Annotated in this window: 15 protein-coding genes; 5 read left to right on the top strand and 10 right to left on the bottom strand. The window is 41.2% G+C overall.

Annotated elements, in window-relative coordinates; genetic code table 11:
- Positions 1-6: 6 nt before the first annotated feature.
- Positions 7-579: an LOG family protein gene (locus tag ACFFIP_RS04185; RefSeq protein WP_382386312.1), complete on the top strand. Its 573-nt coding sequence runs from the start codon at positions 7-9 to the stop codon at positions 577-579.
- A 58-nt stretch (positions 580-637) separates the two neighbouring features.
- Here ACFFIP_RS04185 and msrC read toward each other — a convergent pair whose 3' ends face one another.
- The 4 genes from msrC to ACFFIP_RS04165 all read right to left on the bottom strand — a co-directional run bounded on the left by msrC (position 638) and on the right by ACFFIP_RS04165 (position 4,062).
- Positions 638-1,120: a free L-methionine (R)-S-oxide reductase MsrC gene (gene msrC / locus ACFFIP_RS04180; RefSeq protein ID WP_382386311.1), complete on the bottom strand. Its 483-nt coding sequence runs from the start codon at positions 1,118-1,120 to the stop codon at positions 638-640.
- Between the two features lie 19 nt (positions 1,121-1,139).
- Positions 1,140-2,168, bottom strand: a complete 1,029-nt coding sequence (gene ribD, locus ACFFIP_RS04175; protein WP_382386393.1) for a bifunctional diaminohydroxyphosphoribosylaminopyrimidine deaminase/5-amino-6-(5-phosphoribosylamino)uracil reductase RibD — start codon at positions 2,166-2,168, stop codon at positions 1,140-1,142.
- A gap of 4 nt (positions 2,169-2,172) precedes the next feature.
- On the bottom strand, positions 2,173-2,979 hold the full coding sequence (locus ACFFIP_RS04170) for a DUF4382 domain-containing protein (protein ID WP_382386310.1): 807 nt from the start codon (positions 2,977-2,979) through the stop codon (positions 2,173-2,175).
- 237 nt (positions 2,980-3,216) lie between these two features.
- Positions 3,217-4,062, bottom strand: coding sequence for a DUF4382 domain-containing protein (locus ACFFIP_RS04165; RefSeq protein ID WP_382386309.1), 846 nt, complete (start codon positions 4,060-4,062; stop codon positions 3,217-3,219).
- 120 nt (positions 4,063-4,182) lie between these two features.
- Between ACFFIP_RS04165 and dgt the strand changes: the two genes are divergently transcribed.
- Positions 4,183-5,535, top strand: coding sequence for a dGTP triphosphohydrolase (gene dgt / locus ACFFIP_RS04160; RefSeq protein WP_382386308.1), 1,353 nt, complete (start codon positions 4,183-4,185; stop codon positions 5,533-5,535).
- 19 nt (positions 5,536-5,554) lie between these two features.
- Here the strand turns inward: dgt and ACFFIP_RS04155 are convergent, their stop codons facing one another.
- From ACFFIP_RS04155 to ACFFIP_RS04140, 4 genes are all read right to left on the bottom strand, one after another.
- A complete protein-coding gene (locus ACFFIP_RS04155; RefSeq protein ID WP_382386307.1) occupies positions 5,555-6,583 on the bottom strand; it encodes an oxidoreductase in 1,029 nt (342 codons plus the stop codon).
- Positions 6,584-6,626: 43 nt separating this feature from the next.
- The gene (locus ACFFIP_RS04150) at positions 6,627-7,139 is read right to left on the bottom strand and encodes an FKBP-type peptidyl-prolyl cis-trans isomerase (RefSeq protein WP_382386306.1); all 513 of its coding nucleotides are present in this window, start codon (positions 7,137-7,139) and stop codon (positions 6,627-6,629) included.
- A 108-nt stretch (positions 7,140-7,247) separates the two neighbouring features.
- Entirely contained in the window at positions 7,248-7,874 is a 627-nt protein-coding gene (locus ACFFIP_RS04145; protein ID WP_382386305.1) for a hypothetical protein, read from the bottom strand.
- A 167-nt stretch (positions 7,875-8,041) separates the two neighbouring features.
- Positions 8,042-8,815: a TSUP family transporter gene (locus ACFFIP_RS04140; protein ID WP_382386304.1), complete on the bottom strand. Its 774-nt coding sequence runs from the start codon at positions 8,813-8,815 to the stop codon at positions 8,042-8,044.
- A 269-nt stretch (positions 8,816-9,084) separates the two neighbouring features.
- On the opposite strand from ACFFIP_RS04140, the gene ACFFIP_RS04135 reads away from it, so the two are divergent.
- Positions 9,085-9,897: an ion transporter gene (locus ACFFIP_RS04135; protein ID WP_382386303.1), complete on the top strand. Its 813-nt coding sequence runs from the start codon at positions 9,085-9,087 to the stop codon at positions 9,895-9,897.
- A 102-nt stretch (positions 9,898-9,999) separates the two neighbouring features.
- Here the strand turns inward: ACFFIP_RS04135 and ACFFIP_RS04130 are convergent, their stop codons facing one another.
- On the bottom strand, positions 10,000-10,662 hold the full coding sequence (locus ACFFIP_RS04130; RefSeq protein WP_382386302.1) for a lipoprotein signal peptidase: 663 nt from the start codon (positions 10,660-10,662) through the stop codon (positions 10,000-10,002).
- A 76-nt stretch (positions 10,663-10,738) separates the two neighbouring features.
- On the bottom strand, positions 10,739-14,131 hold the full coding sequence (ileS, locus tag ACFFIP_RS04125) for an isoleucine--tRNA ligase (RefSeq protein WP_382386301.1): 3,393 nt from the start codon (positions 14,129-14,131) through the stop codon (positions 10,739-10,741).
- A 458-nt stretch (positions 14,132-14,589) separates the two neighbouring features.
- Here ileS and ACFFIP_RS04120 point away from each other — a divergent pair, with 458 nt between their 5' ends.
- A complete protein-coding gene (locus ACFFIP_RS04120) occupies positions 14,590-14,820 on the top strand; it encodes a hypothetical protein (protein ID WP_382386300.1) in 231 nt (76 codons plus the stop codon).
- A 75-nt stretch (positions 14,821-14,895) separates the two neighbouring features.
- Entirely contained in the window at positions 14,896-15,348 is a 453-nt protein-coding gene (locus ACFFIP_RS04115) for a DUF1569 domain-containing protein (protein WP_382386299.1), read from the top strand.
- Positions 15,349-15,495: the final 147 nt, after the last annotated feature.

The raw sequence follows: 15,495 nt of genomic DNA, 5'->3' as shown, positions 1-15,495 counted from the left end.
TGAAATATGAAAAAGATCACCATCTATTGCGGTTCAAATAAAGGTAAAAACCCAGTCTTCGCAGAAGGAGCGAAAGCCTTAGCCAAAGAAATGATCAAAAGGGATATGTCCTTGGTCTATGGTGCAGGCAATGTTGGGTTAATGGGGGTCATCGCAGATGCCATGCTTGAGGCAGGTATGCAGGTGTATGGGATCATTCCCCAAAAACTGGTTGATATAGAAGTGGCCCATACAGGATGTACTGAGCTTACTGTGGTAGAGACCATGCGGGATAGGAAATGGCTGATGGCTGAAAAAGGAGATGGTTTCATTGCCATGCCGGGAGGTATTGGGACCTTTGAAGAACTTTTTGAAATCATGACACTCAATCAATTGGCCTATATCAAAAAACCACTTGCCTTATATAATGTAAATGGATACTATGAAGGGCTGATTAGTTTCTTAAATCATGCGAGTGAGCAAGGATTTTTACATCAGGCACAATTGGATCTTCTGATTGTGAGCAGTGACCCTGTGGAAATCTTCGATAAAATGGCTGCATTCGAACCGAAGTATATTGAAAAGTGGGAGGTTCGGTGAAATGACCAATGATCAATTACTAATTACAAATAACCAATCACCAATCACCAAATCCCAATTAGCAATATTTGCTGACAATGTGCATCAGTTTTTCGAGTTGTTCGGCATCAACTTGGTCAAAATCATCAAGTCTGTCACTGTCCACATCGAGTACGATCCATACTTTTTCTTCTTTAAAGCCAGGAACAACGACTTCTGACTTAGAAGCAGAGCTGCAGGCGATATGGCCTGGGAAAGCATCTACATCCGGAACCAATTGAGTTTGGGCTTCTTTCCAAGCTGTTCCACAAACGCCTTTTCCAAAAGCAATTCTTGTACAGGCCAAAGGTCCTTGAAATGGCCCTAAGACCAATTGATCCTCTTTCACCAAGTAAAAACCCACCCAGAAAAATCCAAAAGTTTCCTTTAAAACCGCAGCCACATTGGCAAGGTTAGCATAAGAATCAGTTTCTGTTGAAATCAGTGATTCAACTTGTGGTAGGATAGCTTGGTATTTTTCAGCTTTGGTTGCGGATTCTGGGATGTATATTGATTCTGCCATCTTTTATTAGAAATCTATTTTATCTCTTTGGGAAAAAAACTTGAAGCTTATCTCCCATAATGTTTATTTCTTCCTGAAGTACCCCTGTCAATTTCGGCGCAGTTATGCCTTGCCCAAAGGCTATGTTTCCAGTAAAAAACCTTGCTTCATCCCAAAGTTCCTTTTCGATGAATTTTTTTAGCAATTGGGCACCACCTTCGACAAGGATGCTTTGGATTTTTTTATGGTATAAGTCAGAAAGAACAGCCTCTATATCAAAGCCGTCTTCCATTTTAACATGTTGTAAGGATCCTTCTGTTTTTTCCTGAATTTGATTATAACAGAGGGTAGCCTGACTTTGGTCAAAAAGATAAAGGTCAGGGTTCAGTAAAAGCTTCCGGTCTATAACAACCCTTACTGGGTTTTTACCTTCCCAATCCCGTACGTTGAGTTTGGGGTTGTCGTATTGTGCTGTCAGGGTTCCCACCATAATGGCGTCCTCCTCTGATCGCCACTTATGTACCAATTGTCTACTATATTGGCTGCTGATCCATTTAGAATCATAATTTTCTCTGGCTATAAAGCCATCCTCGGTCTGTGCCCATTTGAGTAGGATATAGGGCCTTTTCTTTTCTATATAGGTAAAGAAGCGCCTGTTTTGATTCCTTATCTTGTCAGACAAGATGCCGGTTACTACCTCAATACCTGCGTCTCTAAGAATCTGAATGCCTTTTCCCCCTACCAATGGGTTGCTGTCAAGCGCCCCTACTACTACTTTCTTTACTTGTTTTTCTACCAATAAATTGGCACATGGAGGTGTCTTTCCCCAATGGGCACATGGCTCTAAAGTGACATAAACAGTAGATTCAGGAAGTAGGTTCTTGTTTTGTACCGATTGAATTGCATTGGGTTCAGCATGTGGGCCTCCATAAATCTCATGGTAGCCTTCCCCGATTACCTTGCCTTCATGGACGATGACACAGCCCACCATGGGATTGGGGCTTGTAGCGCCTCTTCCAAGTTCGGCCAATTCCAATGCACGTAACATGAATTTCTGATGACTGTCCATCATATTATTCTACAGGTCTTAAGGTGATGGTGCCCAAGGCAGTGTTTTGCCTTAAATTGACAGATACACTGTCAAGTGTATCAGGCAGAAAATTATTGCTGAAGGGAAAAATGTACACTTTATAGCGCTTGTTTTCTTCCAGTCCACGAAGCGCAAAATCTCCAGAAGATGCCTGACTGCCAGTAGTGGAGATCAATTGTTCATTTTCTACTGCAAAGATGGCTACCTTTTGATTGGCGGGGCTGATTCTGCCACTTGCCCTTCCTGTATTTAAGGAAAGAAATGGCCTGATTTGAGGCTCTAAAATAAACCTGGGCTCAGGACCCTCTACGAGTTCGAATGACTGGAAAGCATCAAAATCCAGGAAGATATCGTGGGATATCCCACCGAAGATATCATAGTTGACCAGGAACTTAGGTTCGGCTGATGCATTGGAAGCAAACGAGATGGAGAATCTCTGTCCGTTGATGACTGCATAATGGTCATCTCCAAACTTCAGTGTGATTTCTGTGATGTTAGCTTCTGAAAATTCACCTCGGCCCAGCAATACCTGTGAGTTTGCTGTAAGGGATGCTACATTGATTTTTTTATCTGTCTGCGTATTGGCAAGGAAAACCGGATCAGCATTATCCATTCCCCGAGTACCTGTTGTTTTGATCTCCACCCCTAAAACTTCCAGCCATATCTCATCAAATTCACCATGCGAACCAATGATAAAAACATTTACCAAGCCTTTTGATCGTTCTGAATCTTCAGAACAGGAGGCAAAAAGAAAAAGTGTAAGGGCAATGGTTAGGTAAATTTTTCTCACACCCAAAGGTAGTTTTATTGGCCTTATTAATCAAAATCTTGCTCAAGTATTCACTAAACTGAATACAATTCAGCTGTTCTAATTCCAAACGATAAGCTCAATGAGATGTTTTTAAGTTCAGTTAGATCTTGAAGAAAATCATGTGGTGTTACCCGATTAATCCATTTGGAGTTCGTGCTAAAAATTGTTGGTCAATAAAAAAGCCTGGGTCCTACCCAGGCTCTATCAATAGTTTAATTATCCTTCTCCTTCGCCTTCCTCTGGCTCTTCTTCAACTACTTCTTCCAGTTCTACGAGGTCCAATTTGGTTACTTGACCTAACTCAGTAATGATGTCTTCGACAACTTTTTCCTGATAACCCTCATTTGGAGTAAATACCAAAGTATAGTTTCCGCCCCTCAGTCCCCTGATTACAAATAGACCGTTGTCATCTGCAAAAGTACCCACAGAATCTTCTTCGATGATGGCGGATACTACTACTGGTCCTGCCTCAAGAGGCAATACAGTTCCTTCAATCGTAGCAGATGCTTCTGCTACAACTCTCAATACTGGTTTCAAAATGTACTGTCCTGAATTTCCTGCTTTTACGATGGATCTGGAAGCATCAAAGTCAATGACCAAGTCATAAGAGATTCCCGGATTTAGCGGTTTGTCTACTTTTAGTTTTAGACCACTCTGCTGGGCGCTAGGAGTTTTTAATTCCAATCTCTGACCGTTCTGCATGATGTAATTATCATCTCCCAATAAAAGTCTGATCTGGGAAATTTCACCTGCAGGGACTTCGACTTCTCCCAAATGTTCAGAAGCACCACCTGTTAGAGACAAAAGATTGATCTTTTGGTCATTTTTCTCATAAGGAAGATTGATCCAGGCACTTTCGTTGCTTTCATTGCCACCTTTAGGGAGAATTTCTACACCAAGTACTTCTACCCATACTTCATCATAATCTGCTGGAGCATCAATCAGGAAAATATTTACTTTGGCATTTCCTTCAGCGATGCTTTCATCACGTTCCATGTCACAGGATGTAGCCACCAAAATTGCAGCAAGACCCAAAAAGAATGATTTGATTAAATTTTTCATAGTTAGTTTAAGTTGGATGATATTCTATTTTGTCTTTACAACCATAGTGCCAAACTGTATCAGTTTTTCTTTTTTTACCATTTTTTAGAGCTATTCGTGATAGCTTTAGTATTTTTGACCATGATGCAATGGGAAAAATTACTGGCTTCCGGAAGGTTTGATGCTTCCAAAAAACATCTTCCGCTTAAAGATTCTTCTAGGACTGAATTTGAAAGAGACTATGACAGGATCATATTTTCCGCACCTTTTAGAAACCTACAGGATAAAACACAGGTATTTCCACTTCCTGAACACGATTTTGTCCATACCCGTCTGACCCATAGTTTGGAAGTGTCAAGTGTAGGAAGGTCTTTGGGAAAGGCTGCGGGAGAATTCCTGTTGAAAAAATATCCTTCACTACAGTCATTAGAAATACAATCCTCAGATATTGGCGCAATTGTAGCTGCTTCGGCTTTGACACATGATATAGGGAATCCTCCTTTTGGTCATTCAGGAGAAGAAGCGATATCTGATTTTTTTAAGCACCATCCTTATGGCATTGTATGGCAGCCTCATGTCAGAATTCAGGAATGGGATGACCTTTGTAATTTTGAAGGTAATGCCCAAGGATTCAGAATGCTGGTTTCGCCAAATAATGGGCTACAGTTATCCTATGCCACGCTTGCTGCCTTTACCAAATATCCTCGACCATCTCAGGTTTTCCAAAGGGATAAAAGCCGAAGAAGCCAGAAGAAATTCGGTTTCTTCACTGACCAGCTTAAAGATTTTGAACACTTGGCGGATGTATTGGGATTGGCAAAAATCAATTCTGATTGTTGGATGAGACATCCATTGGCCTTTTTGGTCGAGGCGGCAGATGATATATGTTACAGCATTATTGACCTCGAAGATGGCTGTACATTGGGTTTGGTAAGGTTTGAAGAAAGTATTGCCCTGATGGGAGATATTTTGGGAGATAAATTTCAGCCTGGAAAACTGGAAAAATACCCAACAGAAGCTCAGAAGTTAGCCATCATGCGGGCGATGACTATCGGGAAGTTGATCGAGGAATGTGTAGCGGCATTTGAACAAAAGGAGGAAGAAATGCTCAAAGGAGAATTTGACAAAGCGCTTACTGACATTATCCCTTCTGCACCTGCTTTATCAAAAATTTCCAATCTCTCCATTGAAAAAATTTACAGGTCAAAACCAGTTTTGGAAAAAGAAGCTGCAGGATTCCAGGTTTTGGAAGGCTTGTTGGAAGTTTTTTCCAGAGCCCTCAACCATAAATTCTATCAGACTGAGCTATATTCAGGTAAGGACAAAAGTATACTCAGGTTGTTGCCGGCAGATTTTCCCTTGGAAGGATGGGGGGCACAGGTCAATCCTTATCCTTTGTTAAGGTCTTTGGTGGACCTGATTTCAGGAATGACTGACAAATATGCCCTGTCGCTTTATCGAAAGGTAAAAGGGATTTCTTTGCCGGGAGCTTGATGCCATAGAAAAGGATAGCTTATAAGGCTATCCTTTTTCCTTCCTGATGACTCAAAAAAGCTGCTTCAATGATTTTTAGCACCAAAATGGCTTCATCCATTTTTACCTTCAAACTTGCCTGACCGCGGATCGTATCTGCAATGTTTTGGTAGAAGTGGCGGTAATCCCCCCGTTCAGTGGGATAGGTTGTGACTGAATTTTCCAGATGCACGGTGCCCCAGGCTTCGGCGCCCTCCAATCCCCAGTTTTCACCTTCGGGTTTCAGTCCTGATTTGAAAGCTTTTTCCTGCACATCTAAACCGTATTTGACATAGCTGCCTTTTTCTCCCAAAACAAGGAACTTTGGCATGGGTAAATTGACCAAAACACTGGCAGTCAATCTTGTCTTCATGCCTTCGTACATCAGGGTGATGTCAAAAAAGTCATCTGCCAAAGCATCATTTCTTTGTTTGAGGATTTCGGCGTACACCCATTTAGGTTTCCCGAAAAGCATCACCGCTTGGTCGATAAGGTGCGTTCCCAAGTCATAGGTGATACCATTGCCCGGAACATCCTTTTCCCTCCAGTTGTCCACAAGCTGCGGCCTAAACCGGTCAAAATGAGATTCAAAATGAACAATTCTTCCCAAGGTTCCTTCGTTCAGGATTTTTCGGATGGTCTGGACATCTCCATCCCATCGTCTGTTTTGAAATACAGAAAGCACAAGACCTTTGGATTCGGCCAGTTGCTTCAGAATTTCAGCTTCAAAGGAGTGAATGGTGACAGGCTTGTCCACTACTACATGCTTGCCGGACTCTAAGGCCATTTTTGCAAAAGGGAAGTGAAATTCATTTGGAGTGACGATCACAATCAAATCTGCAGCATCGGCTTCTAATAGATCTTCCAGGTTTCGGAAAATTTGAACATTAGGATATTTTTCTTTCGATCTTTCCTGATTTCTTTCTACTACGGCTACCAATTCGAGGTCCTCACAAACCGAAATTAAAGGGGCATGCATTTTTTCTCCAACAGACCCATATCCCACCAAAGCTGTTCTGATTTTTTTCATCTTTCCATTCTTAATTCATAATTCTCCATTTTTTATTCTTCGATCAATGGTGATGCCCACCTGGTCCATGCACATGGCCATGATCAATTTCTTCCGGTTCGGCTTCACGGATAGAGACAATCTCTCCTTTGAAATACAGGTCTAAGCCAGCTAAGGGGGAATTGAAATCCATGTGCACGCCTTTATAGTCAATCTTGATGATTTCACCGCGGAGTTGATTGCCTTGGTCATCCTTCATGGGGATTACTTTGCCCACCTTCAGGAGGTTTTTTTGTTTTTGGCCGTTTTCTTTGAAATTGGATTTGGGAACGATGACTTTTTTGCTTTCATCATAGTCTCCATAACCATTTTCAAAATCTATGAAGAGCTCAAAGCCTTCTCCGGCTGCTTTGCCTTCAATGGCTTCTTCCAGTTTAGGCAATATATTCCCCGCTCCAAAAAGGAAGTAAAAAGGGGTATCTTTGGAGACCTTTTCAAAGAACTCTTTTCCATTTTCACCATCGTCCACATGCAGTTCATAAGCAATGGCGACTACTTTATTTTTTTCTACTTTCATTTGCAATTATTTTTAATAGGATACGCTTGTGCTTTTTGTGTAAGTTCAAAGATAACTATTCAGAATATAATTGCATCTCTGCGAAAATTGTTCCCTTCTAATTGGAATCTAAATCTTCACTTTTTTATTGAAATACAAAACTGCACCAAAACTGGCGCCAAGTGCATTTATCTTAGTCTTTTGATCATTCTGATTGACCGTTGCCCAGCCGTACCCTACTTTTGTTTCCAGGGCAACCCTTTGACTCAAGAAATTAGACATACCGATTTGAATTTCAGTTAAAGAAGACCTGCCGGATGATTTGTTCATATAAGAACTTCCGAATTGCTCTGTTTCATATTTTGACCGGTTAATACCCAGCCCTGTCATGAATTGGGGAAAAATATATGTTTTCTCGCTGATCGGAATAGAATACCTTAAAATTGGCCCGATGTGCCCCGTTAAGTTCCTGTTTTTATATGTCACATTATCCCCCCAGGAAACTTGGCCTTCTGACGTTGATCCGGCAAAATTGAGATTGGTAAAGTAGCCCAGACCAATTCTATTGCTGACCATAAATAGGTGGAACAAGGAAAAATCTGTGTTGTAGGATTTTGAGATGTAAGCATCATCTTTTGGAAAACTTTTCACAAAAAGAGACTGAACGCCTACCAATTGACCGCCTTTTTCAATTTGAGCAAAAGATGATGTGGTAAACATGGTGAAGACAACAATAAGGTAACAAAGTTTTTTCATAGAATGAGGGTTTTAGTTTTCTTTGAATTACAATATTTATTTTGATAAAAAAAACACTTGATAAAATTTTAGGTATAAAAAAAATTTAAGATAAAGAAACGTAAAACATTGGTGCTTAAGAAATTTCAAATTATCATGAAAGAGGATATTGGATAAGGATATTCTTTTTAAACCCAACCTGCACCCAAGGCAATAGAAATCAAAATTAGCATGATCGCAACAGTCAACTGCAAAAATTTCAAGGTCACTTTTTTCAAAAGTTTATTGCCCCAATAAGCCCCTGCTATTGCGGAAAGGGTGGCGATCACTACTAGTTGTATATTGTCACTGAGGTCGGTACTGACAAATCTTGTGGCATAAACGCTCAATCGGGTAAAGTCTACAAAGGTGGATACGACTACTGCGGTCCCGATAAAAGCTTCTTTGGAAAGGCTCGCTTTGATCAAAAAAGCGGAACGCAAAGCCCCCTGATTACCGGAGAGGCCTCCGAAGAATCCGCTCAATGCGCCCCCAATAGGCAATTTATCTTTCCCGAATTGCAGTTTTTGGAAATAAGGGATCAGGTCCATAGCGGCAAAAATGATCAGGAGAATAGAAATGATAAATTTTACCGGTTCAACAATAAAGGTTTTCCCGAACAAGTCATACCTGAAAAGAGGATCCAAATTCGTTATGTTGAGCAATACCCATGAGCCCACAAAAGCTGCAACCACTGCGGGAATGCCGAAGCGGATCAGAACGTCTTTGTCTGCATTTTTACCCACTAGGGCCAGTTTGAACAGGTTATTGAAAAAATGGACGACTCCCGTCAAGGCAATGGCCAGGTCGACCGGAAAGAAAACCATAAAGACAGGGGTGAGAATTGTCCCCAATCCAAAACCTGAAAAGAAGGTCAGGATGGCGACTATAAAAGCGGTAAGGGAGATGATGAATATTTCCATGATTGTCAATTTAATCGTATTTGTTTGAAACCGGGTAGTTATTTGTTCAAAAAAACAAAATGCGTAATTATTTCCCTCAAGGGTTTTTAGTGCTATTCCAGAATATATCACATATCCAGAAAGGCTACCATTCTCAGGTAATTTAAATCTCAAATTTAATCTTATAGTTATCCATACTTTTTCTCTGTCTAAACATTCAACCCAAATTATCTTTTTCTAAGAAATTTTTAAATTAGGTGGTATATTTCCGATACCTTCTAAAATGTAATATGTCTTTTTTACCAACCAAATCCCGCATCGCCCATATTGTATTTGAACATGATGATAGGGCATCCAAAAATTTTGATTTGAGTGTGCTTTTTTTGATTTTGGCTTCACTCTTTGTAGTTATTTTAGATTCAGAGCCATATCTAAATGAACGATATCATCATGAATTTTACATTCTGGAGTGGGTCTTTACAATCCTTTTTACCATTGAATATAGCCTTAGACTTTGGTTGAGCAGAAATAAATGGGGTTATGTCTTGAGTTTTTATGGGCTAGTGGATTTATTGGCCATTATTCCGACCTTCCTCAGCCTGTTTCTGATCAATACGCAGTTTTTGGTGGTAATTAGAGGATTAAGACTGCTAAGAGTGGTCAGAATTCTCAAGCTGGGCCGGTATATGAGGGAAGCGGAGACCTTGAAAACTGCCTTGAGAAATAGCCGGACCAAAATCCAGCTTTTTGTTGGAACAGTATTGACCATTGTATTGATAGCTGGTACTATCATGTTTATCGTCGAAGGTCCAGAAAGTGGGTTTACCAGCATAGGGGTTTCGATGTATTGGGCAATAGTAACCTTGACGACAGTAGGATATGGGGATATTACTCCCTTGACACCAGTGGGTAAGTTCTTGTCTTCTGTCATTATGCTGCTTGGCTATGCGATCATAGCTGTTCCTACCGGAATTGTCAGCTCAGAACTCACAGCAGTTCAGAGAAAAGTGCACCATACAGGAAATAAGGTGTGTAAAACCTGTAAATCTAGGCACCTGGATGAGGACTCGAATTATTGTAAATATTGTGGAGAACCGGTTTAATACAGCGGATTTATTATTTCTCTAGGAGAAAATGGCAAACATAATTAACAGCACTGAAAAATAATCGGGCAAGAAAATAAAAAAGGCCCGAAGGCCTTTCATTTAAGCGTTATTGGAAGAAGTTTTTTCTTCACCTTCAATAAGTTGTTGCTGTATCTCGTCGATTTCCTCGGTTTTGTGCTCGGTCAATTTTTCATCAAAAAACCTTCCCTGAAAGATCAGGATAATGGCTACGCCAACGAAAATGGCTGCATCGGCAATGTTAAAGATCGGCCATAAAGCGGTATAACTTCCTCCCCATACCGGAATCCATTCGGGCAGGAACCCTTCCCATATGTCAATGTAGAACATGTCTATTACCTGACCATGAAACCAAGGTGTTGGCGCGTTGTAGGGTGCATTGTTCAACCAGACCCCATAGAAAACACTATCGATCAGATTCCCGATAGCTCCTCCCAAAATCATGGAAATACAGATCAGGTAACCTGTATGCATTTTCTTTTTGATGATGTGGTACAAATAATAGCCTATCCCAAACATGGCCACTAACCTAAAACTGGTCAGAATAAGTTTACCATATTCTGTGCCCAGCTGCATTCCAAATGCCATCCCTGGATTGGTGGTGTAATGGAGCTTAAACCAATCACCAAAGACTTTGATCTGGCCTGGCGTGCCAAAATCCATCTGGTAATGGACGATCATTTTTACTGCCTGATCAAGAAGAATGATCACTAGGGCAATGCCAAAATATTTGAAATACTTCATCGATATCAGTTCAAAGCCACAGATTTAAGGAATTTTTTCAAATTCTTAAGCATCTGTGGCTGTTTATTTTATAAGCTTATGCTTTTTCTACTTTCACGGATAATTCAAAATCATCCATATCCAAGATGATTGGACTGTTGATAGAATCAACCAATTCCAACGACAAAGCCTGGGTTTCGGTTTGGATATAGGGGGCAAAATTTGTCAATGCCTTGTTCACCAATTCATCATGTCTGACAACTTGAATCATAATCTTATCTTGAACTTCCAGGCCCATCTCTTTACGAAGATTTTGGATCCTATTGACCAGGTCTCTGGCCACACCTTCCTGCTTCAGTTCTTCGGTCAGTGTCACATCCAAAGCCACTGTCAATCCCTGGTCAGTAGCAACAGACCAGCCCGGGATATCCTGTGAGCTGATCAGGACCTCCTCCAACAGAAGCTCAATGGTTTCACCTTCTACCTGTACAGTTATCTTCCCTTCTTTTTCGATCTGGGAAATTTCCTCCTGTCCCCAACTGTTGATCGCAGCCACGACAAAGCGCATTTTAGGTCCCAGTTTTTTTCCTAAAACAGGTAAGTTTGGCTTCATATTTTTCACCAACACACCGGAAGCATCATCGAGATATTCCACTTCTTTGATATTCACCTCTGATTTGATCAATTCTTCTATATGCTGGATCTGGATTTTAGTTTTTTCATCCAGGACAGGGATCATGATACGCTGCAGCGGCTGACGCACTTTGATGCCGATCTTTGGGTTCTTTCTCAACGAGTGAACCAAGGAGGAGATACGCTGTGCCAGATCCATGCTAGCTTCCAAATCTTCTTGTATCAAGGATTGATCTGCTGGTATCCAGTCGCCTAAATGAACCGACTCAGGTAGTTTCTGACCTGCCTCCCTGTTACTTTCGGTTAAGTTTTGATACATCCAATCTGCATAGAACGGAGCAAAGGAAGACATCAACTGTGTCAGGGAAATCAGACATTCATATAGTGTTTCATATGCAGCTTGCTTATCCTGGGTCATATCGCCTCTCCAGAACCTTTTTCTGGCCAACCTTACATACCAGTTGGACAATTGGTCCACGGTAAAGTTCATGATGGCGCGTGTAGCTTTGGTGGCGTCATAGTTGTCCATGGCGGACTCTACCTCGGCGATCAAAGATTGGAGTTTGGAAATGATCCATTGATCCAGTTCAGCTCTGTCTTTTACTGGTACCGACTTGCCTGCTTCATAGACAAATGCGTCAAGATTGGCATAAAGGGCAAAGAAATTATAGGTGTTCTGTAAAGTTCCAAAGAATCTTCTTTGTACTTCAGCGACACCATCCAAGTTGAATTTCAGGTTGTCCCAAGGGTTGGCATTGCTGAGCATGTACCAACGCAAGGCGTCAGGGCCATATTCTTTCAATGTTTTGAATGGATCGATGGCATTGCCCAGACGCTTGGACATCTTGTTGCCGTTTTTGTCCAGTACAAGACCATTGGCAATGACGTTTTTGAAGGCCACAGAATCAAAGAGCATACCTGCGATGGCATGTAGGGTAAAGAACCAACCCCTGGTTTGGTCCACACCTTCTGCAATGTAATCTGCCGGATAGTTGGCTTTGAAGATGTCTTCGTTTTCAAATGGATAGTGCCACTGGGCATAAGGCATGGCCCCAGAGTCAAACCATACGTCGATAAGATCCGGCTCACGGAACATCTTTTCACCTTTGGAGGAAACAAGCACTACATCATCCACATAAGGACGGTGCAGGTCCATTTCTTTTCCTTCCCAAGGGGATTTGCTCATAAAGCCTTTTGCAATGGATTTTTCCATCTCTGCCTGTAATTCGGCTACAGAACCGATACATTTTTCTTCAGTTCCGTCATTAGTCCTCCAGATAGGCAGGGGTGTTCCCCAGAATCTGGATCGGCTCAGGTTCCAATCTACCAGGTTTTCCAACCAGTTGCCAAATCGACCAGTACCGGTAGCTTCAGGCTTCCAGTTGATGGTTTTGTTCAATGCTACCAGTTTGTCTTTGTAGGCGGTGGTTTTGATAAACCAGCTTTCCAATGGATAATAAAGAATTGGCTTATCAGTCCTCCAGCAGTGCGGATAGCTGTGCTCGTATTTTTCTACCTTAAAGGCCTTATTTTCATTTTTAAGGATGATGGAAATGATGATATCCGTGTTTTTAAATTCCTTGTCGGATTCATCATCATTGGTGTAGTTCTTGACAAAGAAGTCGTCAGCGCCAAATTCCTTATGTGCGGTGATGCTATGCTCCTTCATTTTGGCAGCCAGGTATTCTCCTACTATAGGAAGGAATTTGCCTTGCTTGTCCACTACAGGAATATCGTTTCCTTGGTTGTCTTTGACAAATACACCGGGTACATTATTCTGCACCAAAGTTCTAAAGTCGTCCGCACCAAAGGCTTTGGCCAGGTGGACTATACCGGTACCGTCTTCAGTGGTCACATAATCTCCAGCCACTACAGTAAAGGCAGGGTGAGGAAGATGTAATGCCTCGATTGGGAAGAGCTGTTCATATTCCCAACCCAGCATGGATTTCCCTTTGAATTCTTCTACAATTTCAAAAGGGATCAACTTATCACCTGGCTTGTAATCTGCCAATGACAACTCTTGGGCCTTTGGATTGAAATAAGCATTCATCCTGGCTTTAGACAAGATGGCAAACATGGGTTCATGGGTGTAGGGATTGAAGGTTTTGACCTTTATATAATCCAGTTTTTCCCCAATAGCCAAGGCTGAATTGGACGGTAAAGTCCAAGGTGTAGTAGTCCAGGCAAGGATATAGGTGTTGTCCTGTGCTTTTAACTTAAACTGAGCGGTGATGGAGGTATCCTTCACATCCCTGTAGCAGCCGGGTTGATTGAGTTCGTGAGAACTAAGACCGGTACCTGCAGCAGGGGAATAGGGCTGAATGGTGTAGCCTTTGTACAGTAGCCCTTTTTCATAGAGCATTTTGAGCAAATGCCAGAGGGATTCGATATAGTTGGCTTCAAAAGTGATATAAGGATCATCCAAATCAACCCAATAACCGATTTTTTCAGTCAGGTCATCCCATTCGTTTTTGAAACGCATGACCGTCTCACGGCATTTTTGGTTATATTCTTCTACAGTGATTTTTTTGCCTATATCCTCTTTGGTGATACCCAGTTCTTTTTCTACCTGTAATTCCACAGGAAGGCCATGGGTATCCCATCCGCCTTTTCTTTTTACCTGAAACCCTTTCAGGGTTTTGTAACGGCAAAAAATGTCTTTCAGCGTACGGGCCATCACGTGGTGAATGCCTGGTGTACCATTGGCAGAAGGAGGTCCCTCAAAGAATGTGAAGGTATCAGCACCTTCCCTGTTGGTGATTGATTTGTTGAATATGTCTTTCTCTTTCCAGAATGACAGCACGTTTTCTCCTATCTGAGGATAATCTACTTGTTTGAACTCCTGGTATTTTTTCACAGTCTTCTATAGCTTGATGGGGTTTGTCCCCAAGATAATTACAATGTAACGCTGCTAAGGATTGGAAAAGCCTTTGATACAGCCGCAAATGGTGCAGTATAACACTCGAATGCGGGCACAAAGTTAAGAGATTTTACAGGATTGGAGAGAAATTATTGGGAATTGTGTGGGAGTCTTCCTTTCCAACAAAAGTGAAATCGGGAAAAATAAAAGCTAAAAATGCCAAAGACTTACTTCTAGGATTATGATTTTTGAAGTTAAAGTTATTCCTGAGTTTGAGAAAAAACTTCTAAATTCAGTAATGAAAGGAAGAGTATTGATATAAAAACCTTATTCATAAAATAAAATTTTAACTAACTCACTAATTAGGTTTTTGTGATCAAACTGATTTTCAGCTTTCAATGAATTTGATAAAAACTTATGATTTATCCCTGCAATTTTAAAAACAAATTTTAAAATTGCAGGGATCCAAAATCGATGTAAGCATACATGACTTGACTTTTAGGCTTGCAGCAGCGGAGATCAAGCTCAGCCTTTCTCCCAAATTGACCAAAGGAAGTTATCTTGCCATGGATGACTTGGGGATTACCAAGCTTTTTGTCATTACACCTGGAGAAAACCGATACCTCTATGAATCAACTGTGGAAGTCATAGGATTGAAGGATTTTCTTCTTCATATAACTGTCTAGGTTTAAGAATAGAAAATAAACGAAAAGTTAGTAGCTTTAAAATTACATGAACCTCACCCAAAACCACCATACTAAATGAAAAAATCTATCCTACACCCGGAAAATCGCCAAGAGTTACTTGACCGCGTATCGAAACTTCAAGCTGGAGACCAAGGGCACTGGGGAAGTATGCAGGTGGAGGAAATGTTGGCACATGCGCGGGAGGTGGCGGCGGCAGTTTTGAAGTCTCCTACACCAGAGAGGAAGGCGAACTTCAAACAGCTGCTCGGGAAGTACTACTTTTTCTATTTCAAAAAAGAATTTCCCAAGCTTGTCAAAGGCCCCAAACGCTTTGATATGAAAGGGAAGGTTTCCCAGGAGAAATTTCTTGAAGAAAAGCAAGGGCTAATCGATACCCTGCAAGCCTTTGGCAGCATCACACACCAACTCCAAGGTTTCCACCCCTTTTTCGGACCACTCAATCACAGGGAGTGGGGAATTTTGGTATGGAAACATACAGATCATCATTTGCGGCAGTTTGGGGTGTGACAAATCACTAATCACTAATTAACAATTAATGCCGTTTAGTTAGTGGTTAATTAACTGAAATTCATTATATTAGAGATATAAAATAAGGCTTCCGAAAGCAGGGAGTGCTGGAAGCCTTAAAACTTTAATTGTAAATGAATTCAAGTT

Source organism: Fontibacter flavus, from assembly GCF_042432905.1.
Classification (GTDB): domain Bacteria; phylum Bacteroidota; class Bacteroidia; order Cytophagales; family Cyclobacteriaceae; genus Fontibacter; species Fontibacter flavus.
This window is presented reverse-complemented; position numbering and strand designations above follow the sequence as displayed.

Bases quoted from the DNA above. Each gene is read 5' to 3' on its own strand.
- ACFFIP_RS04185 (WP_382386312.1), top strand. From the start codon at position 7: ATGAAAAAGATCACCATCTATTGCGGTTCAAATAAAGGTAAAAACCCA.
- msrC (WP_382386311.1), bottom strand. From the start codon at position 1,120: ATGGCAGAATCAATATACATCCCAGAATCCGCAACCAAAGCTGAAAAA.
- ribD (WP_382386393.1), bottom strand. From the start codon at position 2,168: ATGGACAGTCATCAGAAATTCATGTTACGTGCATTGGAATTGGCCGAA.
- ACFFIP_RS04165 (WP_382386309.1), bottom strand. From the start codon at position 4,062: ATGAAAAATTTAATCAAATCATTCTTTTTGGGTCTTGCTGCAATTTTG.
- dgt (WP_382386308.1), top strand. From the start codon at position 4,183: ATGATGCAATGGGAAAAATTACTGGCTTCCGGAAGGTTTGATGCTTCC.
- ACFFIP_RS04155 (WP_382386307.1), bottom strand. From the start codon at position 6,583: ATGAAAAAAATCAGAACAGCTTTGGTGGGATATGGGTCTGTTGGAGAA.
- ACFFIP_RS04150 (WP_382386306.1), bottom strand. From the start codon at position 7,139: ATGAAAGTAGAAAAAAATAAAGTAGTCGCCATTGCTTATGAACTGCAT.
- ACFFIP_RS04145 (WP_382386305.1), bottom strand. From the start codon at position 7,874: ATGAAAAAACTTTGTTACCTTATTGTTGTCTTCACCATGTTTACCACA.
- ACFFIP_RS04140 (WP_382386304.1), bottom strand. From the start codon at position 8,815: ATGGAAATATTCATCATCTCCCTTACCGCTTTTATAGTCGCCATCCTG.
- ACFFIP_RS04135 (WP_382386303.1), top strand. From the start codon at position 9,085: ATGTCTTTTTTACCAACCAAATCCCGCATCGCCCATATTGTATTTGAA.
- ACFFIP_RS04130 (WP_382386302.1), bottom strand. From the start codon at position 10,662: ATGAAGTATTTCAAATATTTTGGCATTGCCCTAGTGATCATTCTTCTT.
- ACFFIP_RS04115 (WP_382386299.1), top strand. From the start codon at position 14,896: ATGAAAAAATCTATCCTACACCCGGAAAATCGCCAAGAGTTACTTGAC.